The sequence below is a fragment of the Bacillus sp. cl95 genome (assembly GCF_900115925.1).
Classification (GTDB): Bacteria; Bacillota; Bacilli; order Bacillales; family Cytobacillaceae; genus Neobacillus_A.
This window is the reverse complement of the sequence record NZ_FOYF01000003.1, coordinates 277,330-296,728: the sequence shown is the minus strand read 5'-3', so window position 1 is coordinate 296,728 and position 19,399 is coordinate 277,330. Positions and strand designations below refer to the sequence as shown.

At 41.3% G+C, this 19,399-nt stretch carries 20 protein-coding genes; 2 read left to right on the top strand and 18 right to left on the bottom strand.

Annotated elements, in window-relative coordinates; all coding sequences use genetic code 11:
* The 18 genes from BMZ31_RS10490 to paaA form a co-directional block, all read right to left on the bottom strand.
* Positions 1 to 996: an alpha-ketoacid dehydrogenase subunit beta gene (locus BMZ31_RS10490; protein ID WP_090831693.1), complete on the bottom strand. Its 996-nt coding sequence runs from the start codon at positions 994 to 996 to the stop codon at positions 1 to 3.
* A complete protein-coding gene (pdhA, locus tag BMZ31_RS10485; protein WP_090831692.1) occupies positions 993 to 2,060 on the bottom strand; it encodes a pyruvate dehydrogenase (acetyl-transferring) E1 component subunit alpha in 1,068 nt (355 codons plus the stop codon). Before pdhA ends, BMZ31_RS10490 begins: the two co-directional genes overlap by 4 nt.
* Positions 2,061 to 2,619: 559 nt before the next feature.
* Entirely contained in the window at positions 2,620 to 3,726 is a 1,107-nt protein-coding gene (locus tag BMZ31_RS10480) for a Leu/Phe/Val dehydrogenase (protein WP_090831691.1), read from the bottom strand.
* A gap of 197 nt (positions 3,727 to 3,923) precedes the next feature.
* Entirely contained in the window at positions 3,924 to 4,718 is a 795-nt protein-coding gene (locus tag BMZ31_RS10475; protein ID WP_090831690.1) for an ABC transporter ATP-binding protein, read from the bottom strand.
* A complete protein-coding gene (locus BMZ31_RS10470) occupies positions 4,702 to 5,712 on the bottom strand; it encodes an ABC transporter permease (RefSeq protein WP_090831689.1) in 1,011 nt (336 codons plus the stop codon). The genes BMZ31_RS10475 and BMZ31_RS10470 overlap by 17 nt, the downstream gene beginning before the upstream one ends.
* 283 nt (positions 5,713 to 5,995) lie before the next feature.
* Positions 5,996 to 7,006 (bottom strand): ABC transporter substrate-binding protein, encoded by a 1,011-nt coding sequence (locus tag BMZ31_RS10465; protein ID WP_090831688.1) that lies wholly within the window; start codon positions 7,004 to 7,006, stop codon positions 5,996 to 5,998.
* Positions 7,007 to 7,262: 256 nt separating this feature from the next.
* Positions 7,263 to 8,198: an NAD(P)H-dependent flavin oxidoreductase gene (locus BMZ31_RS10460; RefSeq protein ID WP_090831687.1), complete on the bottom strand. Its 936-nt coding sequence runs from the start codon at positions 8,196 to 8,198 to the stop codon at positions 7,263 to 7,265.
* 12 nt (positions 8,199 to 8,210) lie between these two features.
* A complete protein-coding gene (gene paaX, locus BMZ31_RS10455) occupies positions 8,211 to 9,086 on the bottom strand; it encodes a phenylacetic acid degradation operon negative regulatory protein PaaX (RefSeq protein WP_090831686.1) in 876 nt (291 codons plus the stop codon).
* 289 nt (positions 9,087 to 9,375) lie between these two features.
* Positions 9,376 to 10,152 carry an enoyl-CoA hydratase-related protein gene (locus tag BMZ31_RS10450; protein WP_090831685.1) on the bottom strand — a complete coding sequence of 259 codons (777 nt, stop codon included), beginning with the start codon at positions 10,150 to 10,152 and terminating at the stop codon, positions 9,376 to 9,378.
* Positions 10,153 to 10,173: 21 nt separating this feature from the next.
* Positions 10,174 to 11,379 carry a thiolase family protein gene (locus tag BMZ31_RS10445; protein WP_090831684.1) on the bottom strand — a complete coding sequence of 402 codons (1,206 nt, stop codon included), beginning with the start codon at positions 11,377 to 11,379 and terminating at the stop codon, positions 10,174 to 10,176.
* Complete coding sequence (locus tag BMZ31_RS10440; RefSeq protein WP_090831683.1) at positions 11,379 to 12,236, bottom strand: 3-hydroxyacyl-CoA dehydrogenase; 858 nt, start codon at positions 12,234 to 12,236, stop codon at positions 11,379 to 11,381. The genes BMZ31_RS10445 and BMZ31_RS10440 overlap by 1 nt, the downstream gene beginning before the upstream one ends.
* 130 nt (positions 12,237 to 12,366) lie before the next feature.
* Complete coding sequence (locus BMZ31_RS10435; RefSeq protein WP_090831682.1) at positions 12,367 to 13,140, bottom strand: enoyl-CoA hydratase-related protein; 774 nt, start codon at positions 13,138 to 13,140, stop codon at positions 12,367 to 12,369.
* Between the two features lie 27 nt (positions 13,141 to 13,167).
* Positions 13,168 to 13,947, bottom strand: coding sequence for an enoyl-CoA hydratase-related protein (locus tag BMZ31_RS10430; RefSeq protein WP_090831681.1), 780 nt, complete (start codon positions 13,945 to 13,947; stop codon positions 13,168 to 13,170).
* Positions 13,940 to 14,248 carry an EthD family reductase gene (locus BMZ31_RS10425; RefSeq protein ID WP_090831680.1) on the bottom strand — a complete coding sequence of 103 codons (309 nt, stop codon included), beginning with the start codon at positions 14,246 to 14,248 and terminating at the stop codon, positions 13,940 to 13,942. The genes BMZ31_RS10430 and BMZ31_RS10425 overlap by 8 nt, the downstream gene beginning before the upstream one ends.
* Before the next feature lie 37 nt (positions 14,249 to 14,285).
* On the bottom strand, positions 14,286 to 14,789 hold the full coding sequence (gene paaD, locus BMZ31_RS10420) for a 1,2-phenylacetyl-CoA epoxidase subunit PaaD (protein WP_175478092.1): 504 nt from the start codon (positions 14,787 to 14,789) through the stop codon (positions 14,286 to 14,288).
* A gap of 28 nt (positions 14,790 to 14,817) precedes the next feature.
* The gene (gene paaC, locus BMZ31_RS10415) at positions 14,818 to 15,639 is read right to left on the bottom strand and encodes a 1,2-phenylacetyl-CoA epoxidase subunit PaaC (protein ID WP_090831678.1); all 822 of its coding nucleotides are present in this window, start codon (positions 15,637 to 15,639) and stop codon (positions 14,818 to 14,820) included.
* Positions 15,636 to 15,983 carry a 1,2-phenylacetyl-CoA epoxidase subunit PaaB gene (gene paaB / locus BMZ31_RS10410; RefSeq protein ID WP_090831677.1) on the bottom strand — a complete coding sequence of 116 codons (348 nt, stop codon included), beginning with the start codon at positions 15,981 to 15,983 and terminating at the stop codon, positions 15,636 to 15,638. Before paaB ends, paaC begins: the two co-directional genes overlap by 4 nt.
* Positions 15,984 to 16,002: 19 nt before the next feature.
* A complete protein-coding gene (gene paaA, locus BMZ31_RS10405) occupies positions 16,003 to 16,959 on the bottom strand; it encodes a 1,2-phenylacetyl-CoA epoxidase subunit PaaA (protein WP_090831676.1) in 957 nt (318 codons plus the stop codon).
* Between the two features lie 204 nt (positions 16,960 to 17,163).
* On the opposite strand from paaA, the gene BMZ31_RS10400 reads away from it, so the two are divergent.
* Both BMZ31_RS10400 and BMZ31_RS10395 read left to right on the top strand, forming a co-directional pair.
* The gene (locus BMZ31_RS10400) at positions 17,164 to 17,628 is read left to right on the top strand and encodes a GNAT family N-acetyltransferase (protein ID WP_090831675.1); all 465 of its coding nucleotides are present in this window, start codon (positions 17,164 to 17,166) and stop codon (positions 17,626 to 17,628) included.
* A gap of 324 nt (positions 17,629 to 17,952) precedes the next feature.
* Positions 17,953 to 19,398 carry a DEAD/DEAH box helicase gene (locus tag BMZ31_RS10395; protein WP_090831674.1) on the top strand — a complete coding sequence of 482 codons (1,446 nt, stop codon included), beginning with the start codon at positions 17,953 to 17,955 and terminating at the stop codon, positions 19,396 to 19,398.
* Position 19,399: the final 1 nt, after the last annotated feature.

The window sequence follows — 19,399 nt, the reverse complement described above, 5'->3', positions numbered from 1 at the left end:
CTAAAAACGCATGATTTTTTCAATTGCTGAAATCACTCGAGCTGTAGTCGGCAGATAATGATCTTCAAATCCAAAGTATGGTACCGGTGTATCAAAACCGGCGACGCGTTCAGCAGGTGCTTTTTGGTAGAGGAAAGATGTGTCATTGATTATCGCTAGAACATCATTGCCAACACCGCCGGTGGCGTGCGCTTCATGCACGATAACTGTCCTTCCAGTCTTTTGGACCGATTCGGAAATGATATCTTTATCTAGTGGATAAAGTGTCCTTAAGTCGATTACTTCACAACTTACGCCTTTTTCAGCCATCTTTTCGGCAGCGCACAGGGTAATGGGAACCATCGCTCCCCATGTTATGAGCGTAACGTCCTCTCCTTCTATCAGCTTTTTCCCTTTACCGATTGGAACAATGTATTTTTCTTCAGGTACTTCTTCCCGGATGGAACGGTAGCATCGCATTGGTTCCAGGAATAGCACGGGATCAGGATCTTCAATCGCTGCGATTAATAACCCTTTTGCATCGTATGGAGAAGAAGGACAGACGACCTTTAAGCCTGGCATATGAGTAAAAAGAGCTTCAGTACTGTCACAATGGATTTCAGGAGCTCTAACTCCTGCGCCATACGGAGCCCGAATAACCATCGGGACACTGTAATGCCCCATTGTTCGCATTCGGAGACGGGACGCATGTGTCATGATTTGTTCATAAGCTGGATAAATGAACCCTAGAAATTGAATTTCTACGATAGGAATAAAGCCGTTGACTGCCATCCCAATACTGGCACCTACAAAACCTGCCTCACTAAGTGGTGTGTCAATCACTCGGTTTTCACCAAATTCTGCTTGAAGGCCGTCGGTAGCCCGAAAAACTCCGCCGTTTTTGCCAATATCTTCCCCTAGCAAAACGACACGGTCATTTTCCTTCAACATGACATGCATCGCATCGGTAATCGCCTGTACATATGTTTTTGTCGTTGTTTTGGTGTCTGTACTCATGAACGCTCACCTCCGATGAACTGCAAATAGGCATCCTTTTGTTCTTGAATTTGCCAAGTCGGTTTTTCAAAAACGTAATCAAAGATATCTGCTGGATTTGCAGGCGGAAAGTTTTCCATATCGGAAACGGCCTGTTCAATCTCGCTTGTGCATTCTTCTTCAATGTTTTGCACCCATGCTGCATCGAAGAAGCCTTCATTTTTCATATACCTTTCCACCCTTAGAATTGGATCGAACTCTCTTTGAAGAAGACTGTCGGCCTGATTTCTATACTTCGAAGGATCATCTGCAGTCGTATGGGCACCATACCGCCATGTAACAGCTTCAATGAGGGTTGGTCCTTCCCCGTTCCTCGCTCTTTCCAACGCCTTCATTGTTTCGACATATACAGCGAATACGTCATTTCCATCCACTCTTACTCCAGGAATATCATAGGCCAATGCCTTTTGAGCGATTGTTCTGCTGTTCATTTGTTTATGGATTGGAACGGAAATGGCGTAGCGATTATTCTGGTTAAAAAAGACGACAGGTGCTTTTACTACAGAGGCAAAATTCAATCCTTCGTGAAAGTCTCCTTCAGATGTTGCGCCATCACCGAAATAAGCAATGGAAGCATTCTTACTACCTTTTAATTTTTCGGCAAAAGCAGCTCCTGCAGCATGCGGTATTTGAGTCGCAATCGGAATTCCTGGTGGAAAGATGTTCTTCCCTGCAGGGGGCACACAACCTTCATTTCGACCATTCCAGAAAAGGAGGATGTTTCTCAATGAATGTCCAAAAACCATTGCCGCACCATGGTCACGGTAAGTTGGGAACATCCAGTCCGGACTATTTAAAGCTAGTGCGCTTCCAACTTGTGAAGCTTCCTGCCCTTCGAAAGGAGCATAAGTTCCAATCCTGCCTTGGCGTTGCAAAGAAATGGCCTTTCGGTCAAACGCACGTATGCGCACCAAATGCCTGTAAAATTCATTTGTTTTTTCAGGAGTCATTACTTCTTGGAACTCTTCCGTAACGACGTTCCCGTTTTGATCGATTATCTGAAAAATGGGGAATTGACTTTCCACTTATCTCACCCTTTGTTATGGTTCGTGTATTTGTGGTTGGCTCTGGTAATCTTGCATGTTGATTTCCGTTCCAATCAACAAATTTACTTAAATTTACCTTCTTTTTCAGAAATTCTGGCAGAAAGAACTAAAAGCCAACTTATACGAAAATTTGCATGATCAAATAATGAAATTTCGGCTTAATTATTTCTTTATTCGTGGATATAAGATTAATTCATTATACCCATATGGGGTTTGGTACCTTTTTTATGCTTCTGTTTTTTGACCGTAATCTCCATTTTCAAAAATGTTATCGCCTGTTTTTTAATGGTAATCAACGTTTTCAAAAATATATTCGCTTAGTTCAAATTCAGCTTTTAGAAAAATCATGAAATCTGAGAAAACCCCGTGGATTTTCTTAAGAAATATGCTCTGTTAATTTTCGCTCCAGTCGCTTGCTTTACGAGGAGTCAAGCGTCCTCCGCTCCATCAACAAAATGCAGAAAATCAGGCATGTACTCTAAGATAGTTTTATGGTTAATGTATGCAGGCATAGCCTTATTTTTAATCCAACAATGGATTAGTTTCTTACAGCCCATTTCGGACGTTTCATATGAGAGAAGAAGCTGTTTCGACGTGTTCCTGCATCAACTTTTCTTTCGCAAAATAAATTGGCTGCATCCACGGTTGTCATGCTGTGTCCTTCAGCATATCGATACACATCAAGCAAAGAAGTGTAAATAGCTTTCGTTTTACGAAGTACTCTTTCTTTATTGGGTGTATACAGTTCATCAGCTACTTGGATTAGTCCGCCTGCATTTACAATATAATCTGGAGCATAAAGGATTCCTTTAGCCTGCAGCAAATGTCCATGTCGGGTTTCACGCAACTGATTATTAGCGGATCCTGCAACCGCATTAACCTTTAATTCCGAGATGGTATCATCATTAATGATCCCTCCCAATGCGCATGGAACGAATACATTAGCGGGAACGGAATAGATTTCATCCTTGTTTACGGCCTTGACACCTGCACCAAGTGATTTTCCTTTTGCGAGCAAACGCTCAATGGCCTGTTCATTAATATCCGTCACATAAAGATCAGCACCTGCTTCAAGTAGTCTTTCAGCTACTTTCATGCCAACTTTTCCAAGACCTTGAATGGAGTAACTTCTGCCTCCTAAGTCATCTGAACCCCAGACGGCTTGATTGGTAGCCTGAATTCCATAAATCACTCCCATAGCTGTTGGAACCGATGAGTCTCCACTTCCGCCGTACTCTTCATCTACCCCTACAATGCAATTTGTTTCTCTCATGGCGTGGACAAAGTCATCTGGAGTTGTGCCCATATCTGTCCCTGTATAAAATCGACCATTCAGAGATTCTACAAATTGTCCAAAAGCCCGGAAAAGCTCAGGACTTTTATCTTTAGCGGGATCACCAATGATTACCGCTTTTCCGCCCCCAAAGTCTACATCTGATGCTGCGCATTTATAGGTCATTCCTCTAGAAAGTCTAAGGACGTCTTCCAATGCATCATCAACACTTTGATAAGGAAACATTCGGCATCCACCAAGGGCAGGTCCTAGTCTTGTACTATGGATGGCAATAATCGCCTTAAGTCCTGTCGCTTCGTCATTACAAAAAACGACCTGTTCGTGTTCCCTGATTTTATCGAACATATCCATATGTGTTTTCTCCTTTGTACTAGTTGTTAGCGCTTTCATATTATCAAAAAAACCTCCCTGACAATTGCTGCATACGACTGCAAGTTTTTGTATTTCTTCTTGAAAGTATGAATCTATGGAATCGAGAATTTTAGTTTATGACAAATTAAAATATATTCTTTGAATTCGGAACTCATACAGGTTTTTTTGTTCCCTCATTAAGTAAGCAAAGCGCGATCACTTGCCATTTGTGAGCCTCTAATTCTTTGAAACTCCTGTAATAATCCCTCTATAGACAATTTTGATTTTTCCTGTTCGTCTACTTCTAGAATAATTTGACCTTTATCCATCATAATCAGCCTGTTTCCAAGCTCGAGGGCTTGTTGCATATTGTGCGTAACCATTAAGGTGGTCAACTGATATTTTCCAACGATTTGACGGGTCAAATTTGTAATCAATTCGGCTCTGGCGGGGTCTAATGCAGCAGTATGCTCATCCAAAAGAAGAATAGATGGTTCGGTAAATGTCGCCATCAGCAAGGACAGTGCTTGCCTTTCGCCACCAGATAACAAGCCAACTTTTGCGTTCAAGCGATTTTCAAGCCCAAGATGAAGGGTTTCTAAAGCTTCTTGAAAAAAATCTTTTCTCTTCTTTGTCACGCCACGTCTTAATGTACGGGCTTTATTACGTGAATACGCCATTGCTAGATTTTCTTCAATGGTCATGGAAGGAGCGGTACCGGCCATTGGATCTTGGAAAACCCTACCTATCAACTTGGCTCTCTTATGTTCCGGCATGAATGTGACATTCTTTTCGTCAAGAAATACTTCACCCATATCAGGAAAAAGTACACCGGAAATCAAGTTCATTAGAGTCGATTTTCCAGCCCCGTTACTTCCGATAACTGTTACAAAATCACCAGGTTTTAACGTCAAGTTAAGATGATCAAGAGCGATTTTTTCATCAGGAGTGCCTTCGTTGAAAACTTTGTGGATATTACTTAACCGCAGCATGACCATCACCCTTTCCGTTTAAGAGATTTAATCTTTCTGCATTTCGTTGAGCCTTCCGTTTCTTTTCTTTAAAATGGTCAAGCGTTTTTGGAAGAATCAGGGCAAGAATCACGATAGTTGCCGTAATAAGTTTCATATCACCAGGATTGAGGAATTCAAATCTTAAAGCCAGTGTAACAACAATTCGGTAAATGATTGCCCCACCTATTACAGCAAGAGTTGTACGGGCGATGGTCTTTGTTCCAAACAGTGCTTCTCCAATGATGACGGAAGCAAGACCAATGATAATCATACCGATGCCCATCCCTACATCCGCGTAACCACCTTGTTGGGCAATCAATGCCCCTGAAACGGCGACCATGGAGTTGGAAATACCAAGTCCGAGGATGACCATCAAATTTGTGTTAGCGGATAAGCTACGTATCATTCGTTTATTATCACCGGTTGCTCTTAATGCAAGACCCAGTTCAGTTGTTAAGAACCAATCGGTTAAGAATTTCCCTATAAATGTTACGATCATCATAAATAGTAGAATTCCCCAAGTTCTTGGCAGACTATCACCAAGACCTACAGCATTTAGTAAGCCATTAAAAAATGAATCAATACCTGTTTTTTCTGTAAAGTTGCTTACAGAAGTCATCATCGTGTCGGTATTTAATAAAGGTACATTTGATTTTCCCATGATCCTCAAGTTGATTGAATAGAGAGCAATCATCATTAGAATACCGGATAATAAGGCATTTATTTTTCCAACGGTATGTAAGATCCCTGTCAGGCATCCTGCTACAAATCCGACAACAATCGCTGTTGCTGTCGCCACAAATGGATTTACTCCACTGACAATCATCGTAGATGCCACTGCCGCACCTGTAACAAAACTGCCATCAACGGTTAAGTCGGGGAAATCGAGTATGCGGAAAGACAAATATACACCTAGTGCCATAATTGCATAAATAATACCTGATTCAAATGCTCCAAAAATGGCTGTAAACATCTACTTCATCCCCTTCGTTAGAAAAGCGTAAGCGCCCTGTTCAGCCCCGACAGGCATAAGACGAAGCGCGCAGGAAATCCTGATTTCTGGAGCGATTTGGCTTATGACCGAGGTTGTTTCGGCTTCTGGAAACAACCCCGAGGGGCTGGGCGCTGGAGCTAGACAGTAATTCCTGTTTAAGATTTAATCCTTTCCCTTTCTTATTTGGGAACATAATTTTTATATCTACCTCAACATAAGGAAAAGGCAGAGGTGAGAAAAGATCTCACCAATGCCTTTCATTTTATTCTCCGTCAAAGAACTCAGCAAAGCTGCTCCATGCTTCTTGAACTTCAACGCCTTGGGATGCGGCAGCTTTCTTGTTAATAACAAGTTTCAAGCTTTGAGGCAGTGCGACAGGAATCTCAGAAGGTTTCTTTCCTTTGAGGATTTCAGCTGCCATTTCACCAGTCTCATAACCTAGGTCGAAATAGTTGAAACCACTAGCTGCTATAGCTCCGCGTTTCATAGAATCAAGTTCCCCTACAAATAAAGGCAACTTTTTGTCGTTTGCAACGGATATGACAGACTCAAGGGCGGATACAACTGTGTTATCCGTTGGGATGTAGATGGCGTCTACCCTGCCTGCTAAAGATTCTGCAGCCTGTTTTACCTCTGCTGAAGTGGATACAGAAACTTCAACAAGCTTTGCCCCTTTTTCTTCAGCTAATTTTTTAACGGCTTCCACTTGAACGACAGAGTTTTGTTCTCCTGAGTTATATACGACTCCAATCTTTTTTGCTTTGATTTCGTCTGTGATAAAATGAATAGTTTTCGCAGTAGCATCTGGATGGTTGTCAGTTGTACCAGTAATGTTTTCTCCCGGTTGATCAAATGCTTTCACTAGTCCGGCACCTACCGGATCTGTTACAGAAGTAAATACGATGGGGATATCTTTTGTGGCGTTAAGTGCGCTGACGGCACTTGGAGTTGCGTTTGCAAAGATGAGATCGACTTTGTCACCCACAAAGTTATTGGCGATGGTTTGTGTGTTGTTCATATCTGCTTGTGCATTTTGAACATCGAACTTTACGTTCTCTCCCTCTTTGAATCCATTATCAGCAAGAGCTTTTTTGAAGCCTTCTGTTGCTGCATCGAGAGATGGATGTTCTGCAAATTGCGTAATCCCAATCGTGTAGGTTTTCTCTGCTTTTTCTTTTTCACCTGACGATCCGGTTTTTTCATTCGTGCCGCAACCTGCGAGTAAGAGCAAACTAGCCAGCACGATCGAACATGAGCGTACATACTTTTTCATCAACAATAATCCCCCTTTTAAATATGAAGATAAGCATGAAAATGAACCTCTTATGTAATCGCTAATAGATGCACATATGATATTTACTATGAACACCGTAAATATAACGTTATACTATCATTCTATTGTTTAATACGTCAAGAATATTCTAAATTTTAAATATATTAAGAAAGCAAAAATGATCCAATTAACCCATTTTTATAGTTGAAGATAAACCGTTTCCATAATAAAAATAACCCCCAGCTATTGCTGAGGGCTATTCAAAACGAACTTTTTGCTTGGCTATTTCAACCATCTCTTCTAATAGCTCTGCCACCGTTGGAATGTCCTTTATTAATCCGGAAATTTGGCCTCCATTCATGAAGCCTTTCTCACCATTGCCTTCTAGTGCGCCAATCCGATGTACATCTTCTGTCGTTAATGCTTGAAAATCATCCGCGTTGATGCCGAATTTTTCGACAGATAGTAAATGGTCCGCATATTCAGTTCTCATGACCCTTCGAATTTTTCCGACTGATCGTCCGACAATTACGGTGCCTGTATCATCTGAAGCTATCAATTTTTGTTTATATTCATCATGAAAGGGTGCTTCTTTTGTTGCAATGAAGCGTGTTCCCATTTGAATTCCTTTCGCGCCTAAAACAAGCATAGCGGCTAACCCCCTGCCATCAGCAATTCCGCCAGCTGCAACAACAGGTATTTGAACCGCATCAACAACCTGTGGAATAAGCGTGAGAGTAGTAGTTTCAATGGGTGAATTGATCCCAGCTGCTTCATATCCTTCTGCTACAATGACATCAACACCTGCACTTTCAGCTTTTATGGCCTGACGGACAGAAGCGACAACAGATATGACTTTAACACCATGCTCATGCAATTTACCGATGTAAGGAGCTGGATTCCCAGCAGATAATGAAACGACCTGCACATGATGCTTTACGACGAGTTTTAAGAGTTCTATTACATGAGGTGAAACACTTAAGGCGATATTGAGAGCAAACGGTTTGGAAGTAAGAGTCTTCGTTTCAATGATGATTCTCTCAACTTGCTCTGGTGACATCGTTCCTGCCCCAATGGTCCCTAAACCTCCAGCCTCTGATACAGCTGCTGTTAGTTGAGAATTGCTTATATTTCCCATTCCGCCTTGAAAAATAGGATATTTAATATTTAATAGTGTAGTTAATTCATTCATATGTACCCTCCTTTATTCTAGGATATAAGGGTGGCCGAGCACATCATAATTCTTGTCCTTTGCATCAATTTCGTTTCCTTCCTGAAAAACTTCTTCAAAAAATCGGGAAGCTGGTGCAGCAAGTTCCTTGTAATATTCACTGAACAACGATGATGCAGGGCTTCCGAGCCATTGTTCAGGTAATAGCTCTTCAGGTAGGCCTGGATCATAGAATAGAAATTTACGATATTCATGGACAAGTTTAGCCCTCTCAACAAAACATTCCGCATCGCTCATTTGACCTTTACTAATTTTATTCTTGGCAATGATGTATTTTTGACTATACTCACTGATAAAGTCTTGATATTTCGCATTAATTTCATTGAGGTTCCAACTTTTTTCGACGATGCGGTAATTCTCGTGTGGACCATCGTAGGTGGCAACGAAAAAATCAATATAGTCTTTAATATCATACTTCTCAATCAGGTCATAAACTTGTTTCTCTAGATTATTAGCAGAAATCCAACAGCTATTTGACATAGAACCAAAACCGCTCCATACAAGTTCCTTTCGTAGTTCGTCCCTAACCGTGCGGATTTCTTCAGGGATGGAATACATCAAAATGCGCCATTTACCATCCCATTCATCCGGCTTCAGTTTAAAAATACGCTTGGCAGCTTCTTCAATTCGCTTGATTCCACGACCTGTCAAAGAGTAAAAGCTCTTATTGCCAATTTTATCGGCTTGCACCCATCCTTGCTTATTCATTCTTGAAATGGCTGCCCTTACCGACTGATCATTATGACCGAATTCGTGTAAGAGTTTGATGAGACTGCCAATCCAGATTCTATTTCCATAATGCGAAATATAGTCGCCATATAAAGTGAATATCATTGATCTCGTATTCATTATTCCGTCCATCCTCTTTCTAATTGTAAAAACCATCTCCTATTTTACTAGATTCCTGCCAATTGGTGAGAATGTTTTTTGAAAAGGCTCTTTTCTTAAATAATTTTGTTATTGGAACAAGAAAAAGCCGGCTGTAGGGCTTTTTCTAATTACATTCCATTAGAAATTTAGCAATAGAATATTATATTAAGGAAAAGAGCACGAAATAAACATCCATACGTGTTGTTCCATTTTTCGTAATAGCAACAGTCAATGCGAAAACAGCATTGAACAATTATAAAATTTTAAGTTATTCACCTTTGAAAATCGGTCTGCGCTTTTGGCTGAAGGCTTCTAGTGCTTCTAAACGATCTCGCGTTGGGATGGTTAGTTCATAGGCTGATTGCTCGATGTTTAGAGCAGATTTCATGTCATTGCCAGCCCCTTGTTGTATCGCAAATTTCGCCTGTTTGATGGCGATAGGTGCATTTTTCATTATCTCATCCGCAAGCTTTTCACATGCAGGAATAAGGCTTTGCTGTGAAACGACTTTTGTAAGAATCCCGCAATGAAAGGCTTCAAGGGCAGTAATTTTACGCGCTGTAAAAATAAGTTCTTTTGCCCGCATCTCTCCTATTAGTCTCGTAAGCCTTTGCGTACCTCCTGCACCAGGGATAATTCCCCAACTTGTTTCTGTTAATCCTAGCTTGGCAGTTTCTGCAGCAATCTTAAAATCACACGCTAACACCAATTCGAAACCGCCACCGAATGCATAACCATTAATAGCGGCAATCGTAGGCATCGGTAGGTCGGCTATCTTATCAAAAACGGTGCGAATCTTTAATACATTCCTGCGAACTTCCGTTTCATTAAGTGTTTTCCTTTCTTTTAAATCTGCACCAGCACTAAAAGCTTTATCCCCTGAACCCGTGATGATGACGATTCTCGTTTCGCGGTCGGTGCGTAGTTGGTCTACGATTTCCTCCAATTCTAGTAAAAATGCATAGTTGAAGCAGTTCATAGCTTCCTGCCGGTTTAGCGTAATCTTAGTGATTCCATTCCGTTTGTCATATTGGACATACTTCATGCTTGCTACTCCCCCATTCATCTATTTGCTAACATTTTCTACAATAGTAGCGATTCCTTGTCCTACACCTACACACATCGTAGCCAACCCATAACGCGCGTCTTTTCTTTTCATGTCATGTACAAGGGATGTTAAGATCCGTGCTCCGCTGGCACCCAATGGATGACCAAAGGCGATGGCCCCGCCATTGACATTCACCTTATCTGTTGAAAGACCAAGTTCATGAATGCAGGCTAGTGACTGTGATGCAAATGCTTCATTCAGTTCTATCAAATCCAAATTTTCTATTGAAAGTTTGCCTCTTTCCAGTGCCTTTTTCACTGCATAAATAGGGCCAACTCCCATGATGGATGGTTCTAGGCCGCAAACCGCAGAAACGGTGTATTTTGCTAAAGGTTTCAAACGGAGATGTTCAGCTTTTTCTTTACTCATCAACAATAATGCGGAAGCACCGTCATTCACTCCGGAGGCATTGCCGGCAGTAACTGTCCCGTCTTGAAAAAGCGGTTTAAGCTTGGCAAGTTTTTCGAGCGTGGCATCCGTGCGTGGGTGTTCGTCACGATCAAACACATTGATATTGCCTTTTCTATCTGTAATCTTTACTGGAATCAATTCGTCTCTGAAAAGGTTGGCTTCAACGGCACGTTTGGCACGCATTTGACTTTCGTAAGCAAAAGCGTCTTGAGCTTCTCTGGAGATCTTATATTGTCTTGCTACATTTTCCGCTGTTTCAGGCATGCTGTCTGTTCCATACATTTCTTGAAGCTTCTTATTGATAAACCTCCACCCAATGGTTGTATCAATCAATTCCATACTTCCGCGTGGATAATCCGAAGACGGCTTCCCCATAACAAATGGAGCCCTCGTCATGCTTTCAGTGCCTCCGGCAATGAAGATATCACCTTCACCTGCAAGGATGGCTCTTGCCGCATAATTCACGGCATCTAAACCAGAACCGCAGAGACGGTTAATCGTTGTCGCAGCAACTTCAACTGGTAAGCCCGCGAGTAAAGCGCTCATTCTCGCTACATTTCGATTATCTTCTCCTGCCTGATTGGCATTTCCCATCACTACTTCTTCAATTTCAGCGGGATTTAGGCTTGGATTACGTTGCAATAATGACTTTATAACAATTGCACCAAGATCGTCCGGTCGAACGTCTTTTAATGACCCCTTATATTTTCCGATTGGGGTGCGCACAGCATCAACAATCACAACTTCACGCATCACTCCACCTCCATACCATACTCATAAACGCCACGACCTGTTTTTCTTCCTAGGCGGCCGGCCTTAACATACTGTTCTAATAATGGGGCCGGTCGATATTTTTCACCTAATTTTTCGTGAAGGTATTTCAGGTTGTTTAGACGCGTATCAAGTCCAACGAGATCACCAAGTTCAAAGGGGCCCATCGGATAATTCAAACCGAGCTTAATCGCCTTATCAATATCTTTCGCGCTTGCCACGCCTTCTTGAAGCATATAGAAGGCTTCGTTTCCAACAAGGGCACTGATGCGGCTCGTCACAAAGCCAGGGAATTCGTTGATTATCACAGTTTCTTTCCCCATTTGAGTCGCTGCTTTTTGAACGAGCAGGGTCGTCTCTTCACTCGTTTCAAGCCCTCTTATGATTTCAACCAGTTTCATTTTGGGCACTGGATTAAAGAAATGCATGGCAATGACTCGGTCAGGACGCTTCGTAAAGGAGCCAATCTCGGTTGGGCTCATCGTTGAAGTATTAGTGGCAAAAACACAATGATCGCTAGCGTAATGATCAATCGTTTCAAATATTCCCTTCTTGATTGATAAAACCTCAGGCACCGCCTCAATGATTAAATCTGCTTCTGATGCCGCACTTTGTAAATGTGTCGAATATGTAAGTCTGTTCATTGACTCAGAATGCCTTTTAGGTGAGATTTTCCCTTTAGCAACTGCTTTTTCAAACGATGCTTGGATAGTCGTTCGGGCATTTTCAAGCTGTGTTTCTTGAATATCCACCAATGTTGTATGAAATCCCCCTGCAGCGCTTACATAGGCAATTCCTCTTCCCATAACACCTGAACCAATAACGAGGATGTTTTTCATTTATTAACCTCCATTTACGTACTGTTTAACAGAATAATATAAGACGAGCACCCGATAATCATGAGTGCTCGCAAAGTTCTATAATACAAATGGGTTAAGTGGACGATTGTTTATCGGGAATGGTCACCATTTAGCAGCCTTTAAAGTTAGGCTTTCTTTTTTCTAAAAATGATTGTACGCCTTCCTGATAATCCTCTGTCGCACCAGCAATTCGTTGTCCTTGAGCGTCTTTCTCCAAAAAGTCTTCAATGCTTGATTCCCAACTCGCCTTTAGGTTCCGTTTAATCAGACCGATCGCTTTGGTAGGCATCGATGCTAATCTTTCAGCAAACTTGGTTACTCCTTCATCGAATTCTTCTGTTGAAAAAACTTTTGTGATTAGTCCGAGCTCTTTGGCTTCCTGAGCAGATACCTTTTCACCGAGGACAGCAAGTTCTAGTGCTTTTGCATGGCCAACGATACGGGGCAGATAATATAGATTTCCTGCATCAGGAATCAGACCCACATGAATAAAGGCTTGAAGGATACTGGCTTTTTCGGAAGCAATTCGGAAATCGCAAGCAAGAGCAAGGCTCAGGCCTGCTCCAGCAGCCACGCCATTAATGGCAGCAATGATCGGTTTCTCGCATTTTTCCATCTCAAGCACCATTGGGTTGTATCGGGTACGAAGGATTTCCCCAAAGTCTCTTTCGTCTTCTACATCACTTAAATCCTGTCCGGAGCAAAATGCCCTGCCTTCACCGGTAATAACAATGGCACGTACTTCGCGATTTCGAGAGGCTTCTTTGAAAGCAAGTTGAACATCCTTATTTAATCTTGCTGTGAAGGCGTTTAATTTGTCAGGACGGTTAAGCGTAAGCCAGGCAACCTTTCCACGGACCTCATATTTAACGGTATCGAACAAAGTATGTACCCCCTTTATCTCTCTATTTTATCGCCCTTTAAATTCAGGTCTGCGTTTCTCTTTGAAGGCTCTCATCCCTTCTTTTTGATCTTCTGTAGAAAAAAGTAATGAGAAGTTTTTCCGTTCATATTGCATTCCTTCATAAAGAGAAGCGTCAATTGCTTTTAACACCGATTCTTTTATGAATCGGATGGCAATCGGTGGCTGCTTTGCAATCGATTCAGCAAATTTGACCGTTTCTTCCATTAACAATTCTGGAGCGATCATTCGGTTGATGATTCCGAAACGCTCCGCTTCAACGGCAGATATTCTTTTACCAGTGAAAATCCATTCCAGTGCCTTTGTTTTTCCGGCAAGCTTTGTGATTCTTTGTGTACCGCCTGCTCCTGGCATGACTCCTAGTAAAACTTCAGGAAACCCAAATTCGGTTCCTTCAGCTGCAAAGAGTAAGTCACAGCATAGGGCAAGTTCAAAAGCACCACCAAGAGCGAATCCGTGAACAGCTCCGATTATTGGTTTTTTAATCCATGCAAGTCGATCCCAATCGGTAAATTGGTTAAGCAGTTCAAGGTCTACTGCACTCGCATCAGCCATTTCATCTATATCGGCACCAGCCGCAAAGCAACGCCCGTTTCCGCTTAAAACAATCACTCGTACAGATTCATCTCGATCAAAGCTCTCCATCGTTTCAAGAATCTCTGCAATCATTTGGCGATTCAAGGCATTCAATACTTTGGGACGATTCAATTTAATAAAGCCGATTGCCCCTTCGGTAGTAACCTCAATACAAGTAAATTCCTTATTCATTCACTTCCTCACCGATCATTAGCGTAATAAGGTCACCCGCAAATGACATCGCATCTTTACCCGAAGCTTTTGCTTCATCCGTTTTCATTGCTGCTTTGAAAGAGGCCATGTCGTCATAAAACATTTCACACATCAAATAATATTCACTTTGACCACCCATCGGACTGCCAATCATTTTTGTGACTTCCATTTTGCGAAGCCCTGGAATTTTAGCTGTTAGAGGTCCGTGTGTACCATAGTAATATTCATCAAATTTTTCTTTATCTTCAGGGTGTTTGTATAGCGCTACCATTTTAATCATTTTCTCATCTCCTAAAATATGAATATATGATTGAGGCCTACATCAAGGTAGAAATAGGCTTCATTGCTTCAAAGGGGTTTTTACACGATTTACAGTATAGAATACTTCTGCAAGCCGTTGGACCAAATAGGTTCTCAAGGGTGGTATAAGTGGAATCACAATAAGGACAATCCACCTGCCATTCGCCATTTTCTCCGATATAACGAGGAGGTGGCGCGATACCAAACTCCTTCAATTTCTCACGACCCTCATCTGAAATTCGGTCGGAAGTCCATGGAGGATAGTGATGAAACTGAACATCAACATGCGTAACCAAGTTTGTGGAAAGTAAAGCTATTTCAACGTTTTTCTTAATAATGTCTAATGCTGGGCAACCCATAAAAGTCGGTAACATGTGAATCGCGAATGATTCTCCTAAATCTTCAATATCCTTAATCATTCCTAATTCGACGATGGATACACTATCAATCTCAGGATCTTTCACAGAGTGAAGCGCTTTCATGAGAGTAACCATTCGTTCTTGTGAAACTTTTTCTTCCATAGGTGTCATACATTCACCTCATTCATGATTACCAAACCGCTCCCTGATCGAGGCTGTAGACTTCACTTAATGTCGATAATGCCGTAGTTAAGGCCTCAGTATGCTGTCGATCTCGACCATTGCCATTTTTCATTTCCATCGAAAATGATGTAGGTAGGCTGACGGATTCAAAGGTTTGCTTAAGTAGCATTGTAAATCGTTGCTTTAATGCTTCTTCATGATCAATAAGGGCGAACTTTACCATGTCCTGCCCAGCTGGTCCAAGTGTCAATACACCCTCAAAATCTTCAAAGACGATTCTCACGGCTTCTTCCATCCGTGTCCTCGCTTCCCCACCAGCGTTTACTAACTGAACAAACCATGTTTTCCAGTGCAGTAAATGATAGTAAAGTTCGAGATTCACTTTTACAGCTGCTTCACTTAACGGTTGATATGAAGAATTCTTTAAACTTTCAACCCTTACCTTCTTGGCAGTTGCATAAAAATACTGTCTAACCACGGCAAATGCCCAATCATAGCGAGGTTCCTTTAAGTAATGACCAGGACCATTAACTGCCTCAAGCAGAACCGCATTCCTTCGTTCTGTTGCAGGTCTTGCATGTGCTAACGCATCAACAGAACCTTCCCCTAAATCAGAGAGCAATTGATAAAACATCGCAGCATGCCCCATCGTATCCTGACTGATGGACGAAAAGGCCACATCCTCTTCTATATGGGGAGCTAATCCAAGCCATTCGGAGCCACGAAAAGCCAAGATGAAATCATCATCGGCAAGTTGATAAAGTAACTCCGTTAAGGCTTTGTGATATCGTTCGTTTTTGCCTGCTTCTAAAGCATTTGTGATGATCATGGCTTCTGCTCTCCTCCCCATGACATGATTTCTTGTTCATCTAGCATGCCCTGTTCGTATTCACGCCATTTTTTCTTTAAATATCCATAGCCTTTTGTCGTTCGATAATCTTTATTATCTAGGCGGACTAAAGATTCCTTTTCTTCCAATGTAAGTTTTCTGATATCTTTACGTTTAACGACCCAAATATCTGCAACCGTTTCGCGCCTCATAAAATTTTCCTGAGCCATGACGAGTGCGAGCTCATGATTTGGGGCCAACAAAGAAAATTGGTAAATTAAAGAGGCATTGTCCGTCTTGCGGCTGAACACCTCGAATTCTTGATAAAAGCCTTCACTTCCCAAAAGATTTTCCACCTTCCCCTTAGGTTTTGCTAAGTGCTTCTCTTACCCATTCATTCGTTTCATATGAAATTTTTCGTAACCTTAGTCGATCCTGTGATTTCGGACCGTTGTTTTTCACGATTTGCTTAAACCTGTTCCAGTCTGGTTGTTCATAAACCCATTTTTTTGATTGCTCATCAAAATGCATGGTTGGATCTGGCAACTTTAAACCGAGAGATAGAACACGAGGAATATACTTGTTGAAAAAATCCTGACGAAGCTGTTCATTCGTTTTGGTGCGAATTTTATACTTAATCGTAATGTCTTGTTTTGAAGTACCGGTTGTACTAGCGTCAGCAGGACCAAAGAACATCAACAAAGCTTCCCACCAACGGTTCAAGGAATCCTGAATCATGTCCCTTTGCATCGGTGTTCCTTCCGCCAAAGCCATAATGATGGCTTCACCATGTTGAGCATGAAATACTTCTTCAGCACAGATCCTTTTTAATACACGAGCATAAGGTCCATACGAAGCATCAAGCATGTTCGTTTGGGAGATAATCGCAGCCCCATCTACAAGCCAGCCGATCAGTCCTGCATCAGCCCATGTTGGTGCTTCCATGTGGAAGACGTTATGGAATTTCAAATCTCCATTGAATAAATCCTGCATGATATCTTCGCGGTTACGTCCTAGTGGTTTCATGAGGTCTTCTGTGACTCGGAGTAGTAATTGTCCATGGCCCATTTCATCTTGTACTTTGGCCATAATGCCCAGTTTTCTGCGGAGCGAAGGTGCTTTTGGAACCCATTCCTTTTCAGGAAGCGCACCCATAATCTCACTAATTCCATGCATGGAAATAAGCTTGATTAATGTCAGCCGATACTCATCGGGCATCCAATCGTCTGCTTCGATTTTTTCGCCGGCGTTAATACGGTTCATAAATTGCTGGTGTTTCTCTTCATCGGTAGTTTGATATAAAGACATATATTCGTTCATTTCACCGCCTCCTGAGAAATACTTAAGTAGGAAAATTTGTATAACGAATAATTACCGTGATGTTATATATGTGTCATACATTTATCATTAACATAGCGTGATAATAGTGAAAAGTCAATTATTTTTCAGAAAATTTATTTTATTCTTATTAATTATGAATATACGATAAAATAAAGCATAGATAAGTTCATCCGGAGGTTGAAAATGAAAATCTACGAAACAAGGGATTCTGTATTGATCGCTGCCTTAAATCAGCATGTTCAAGACGTACATGTCGAACTTTTTCCAGAGTACTTTAAGCCGTTCAATTTCACCGAAGTTAGTGAGTTTTTTGCTAAAATCATTGAAAATCCTGCTTTTACTTTTCTGGTTTTAGAAGAGGATAATATCTCTCAAGGATATGTGTGGTTAGAACATAAGAAATTTGCAGAGAATGCTTTTAAGAAGGCATATGAAACGCTTTATGTCCATCAAATCAGTATTAATGAAGCTTCGAGGAGCAAAGGCTTCGGTTCCATCTTACTGGAACATATTTACGAATTTGCTCGTCAAAAAAATATCGGTACAGTAGAGCTCGACTATTGGTGCGATAATGGTGGTGCAAAGAAATTTTATGAAAGACAGGGTTTTATAAAGTATCGTGAAGTAGTGTATAGGAATGTCTTCTAAAAATAGCAAGCCTCTCGATACCTGCACTTGCATATGTTTTTTAGGCTTTCGGGTGTAGGTTCGTTCCCTTAAAGATCATCAATGTCCTGGGTGATTAGCGATACAGGCAAGGCAAACGCCATAGAAGAATTTGTCATGCTCCTGGAAACAAGCGACTGGAGCGGAATTCACATCAGGCAGTTTAACTGAGATATAATTTGATATTCACTCCGCTTCTCATGTGATTTCAAGTATAATGAACAATAGTCAGATTTTGCATATGATATTTCTTTGGAGAGAATCTTATATAGTAAGTCGGATAATACTTAAAAACGAGGTACCCACATGAGTAATAAAAGCTTTGAAGATTACAATTTAAGTCCTGAGATCACTCGCGCACTTTCAGTGTTAAAATACGATGCGCCCACAGAGGTTCAAGAGCAAGTCATCCCCTTGGCCCTTGAAAATCAAGACCTTGTCGTAAAATCACAAACAGGAAGCGGAAAAACGGCATCGTTCGGAATCCCAATTTGTGAGATGGTAGACTGGGAAGAAAAGTATCCACAAGCCCTAATCCTAACACCAACAAGGGAGCTGGCAGCTCAGGTCCGTGAAGATGTTACAAATATCGGCAGATTTAAAAGAATCAAAGCAATGGCTGTCTATGGAAAGGAACCATTTGCGAAACAAAAAGAAGAGCTTAAACAAAAAACGCATGTTGTCGTGGGGACACCAGGACGTGTCATGGATCATATCGAAAGAGAAACGCTCGTTTTGGATAGAGTTAAATACTTAATTATTGATGAAGCAGATGAAATGCTCAATATGGGCTTTATCGACATCGTGGAAGCGATTATAGAGGAACTACCTTCCGATCGTGTAACGATGGTATTTTCGGCCACTCTCCCTAAAGATGTTGAAAAATTATGCCATCAATATATGAAAGAACCACATCAAATTGAAATTGCTTCTACTGGTGTTACAACGAATACGATCGAACACAGTTTAATGAATATAAAAGATGATGATAAATTGGAAGTTCTTAAGGCTGTTACGGTAGTTGAAAATCCAGACAGCTGCATCATCTTTTGCAGAACGAAAGAAAACGTGGACAAAGTGTATAACGAATTGGAAGAATCCAATTATTCTTGTGAAAGACTTCATGGAGGATTGGATCAAGAAGACCGCTTTGCTGTAATGGATGGGTTCAAATTAGGTAATTTCCGTTACCTTGTAGCAACCGACGTTGCTGCAAGAGGAATTGACATTGATAATGTTACACTGGTTATCAACTATGATGTTCCTATGGAAAAAGAAAGCTATGTCCACCGTACAGGCAGAACAGGTCGAGCTGGCAATAAAGGAAAAGCGATAACATTTTCAACTTCTTATGAAGAAAAATACGTAAGAGCGATTGAAAGATATATCGGGTTTGAGATTAATGTAACTGAGCCCCCATCTAAACGTGAAGTTGAACAAGGATTGGCTGAATTCGAAGAAAAAATCAGTGGACGTCGCGTTGTGCGAAACAATAAAACGGCTAGAATCAATCAAGATATCACTAAACTTCACTTCAGCGGCGGCAAAAAGAAGAAAATACGCGCAGTTGACTTTGTTGGCACCATTGCGAAGATTCCAGGTGTGACCGCTGATGATATTGGAATTATAACGATTCAGGAAACTATGTCGTACGTAGATATTCTCAATGGAAAAGGTTCATTGGTTTTGCAGGCAATGGAAAACACAACAATCAAAGGTAAGAAACTGAAAGTAAGCAAGGCAATCAAATAAG

Bases quoted from the DNA above. Each gene is read 5' to 3' on its own strand.
- BMZ31_RS10470 (WP_090831689.1), bottom strand. From the start codon at position 5,712: ATGTTTACAGCCATTTTTGGAGCATTTGAATCAGGTATTATTTATGCA.
- BMZ31_RS10425 (WP_090831680.1), bottom strand. From the start codon at position 14,248: ATGATTAAAATGGTAGCGCTATACAAACACCCTGAAGATAAAGAAAAA.
- BMZ31_RS10430 (WP_090831681.1), bottom strand. From the start codon at position 13,947: ATGAATAAGGAATTTACTTGTATTGAGGTTACTACCGAAGGGGCAATC.
- BMZ31_RS10465 (WP_090831688.1), bottom strand. From the start codon at position 7,006: ATGAAAAAGTATGTACGCTCATGTTCGATCGTGCTGGCTAGTTTGCTC.
- BMZ31_RS10400 (WP_090831675.1), top strand. From the start codon at position 17,164: ATGAAAATCTACGAAACAAGGGATTCTGTATTGATCGCTGCCTTAAAT.
- BMZ31_RS10460 (WP_090831687.1), bottom strand. From the start codon at position 8,198: ATGAATGAATTAACTACACTATTAAATATTAAATATCCTATTTTTCAA.
- BMZ31_RS10445 (WP_090831684.1), bottom strand. From the start codon at position 11,379: ATGCGTGAAGTTGTGATTGTTGATGCTGTGCGCACCCCAATCGGAAAA.
- BMZ31_RS10475 (WP_090831690.1), bottom strand. From the start codon at position 4,718: ATGCTGCGGTTAAGTAATATCCACAAAGTTTTCAACGAAGGCACTCCT.
- BMZ31_RS10480 (WP_090831691.1), bottom strand. From the start codon at position 3,726: ATGGATATGTTCGATAAAATCAGGGAACACGAACAGGTCGTTTTTTGT.
- paaX (WP_090831686.1), bottom strand. From the start codon at position 9,086: ATGAATACGAGATCAATGATATTCACTTTATATGGCGACTATATTTCG.
- BMZ31_RS10490 (WP_090831693.1), bottom strand. From the start codon at position 996: ATGAGTACAGACACCAAAACAACGACAAAAACATATGTACAGGCGATT.
- BMZ31_RS10450 (WP_090831685.1), bottom strand. From the start codon at position 10,152: ATGAAGTATGTCCAATATGACAAACGGAATGGAATCACTAAGATTACG.
- BMZ31_RS10440 (WP_090831683.1), bottom strand. From the start codon at position 12,236: ATGAAAAACATCCTCGTTATTGGTTCAGGTGTTATGGGAAGAGGAATT.
- BMZ31_RS10395 (WP_090831674.1), top strand. From the start codon at position 17,953: ATGAGTAATAAAAGCTTTGAAGATTACAATTTAAGTCCTGAGATCACT.
- paaD (WP_175478092.1), bottom strand. From the start codon at position 14,789: ATGGAAGAAAAAGTTTCACAAGAACGAATGGTTACTCTCATGAAAGCG.
- paaC (WP_090831678.1), bottom strand. From the start codon at position 15,639: ATGATCATCACAAATGCTTTAGAAGCAGGCAAAAACGAACGATATCAC.
- paaA (WP_090831676.1), bottom strand. From the start codon at position 16,959: ATGAACGAATATATGTCTTTATATCAAACTACCGATGAAGAGAAACAC.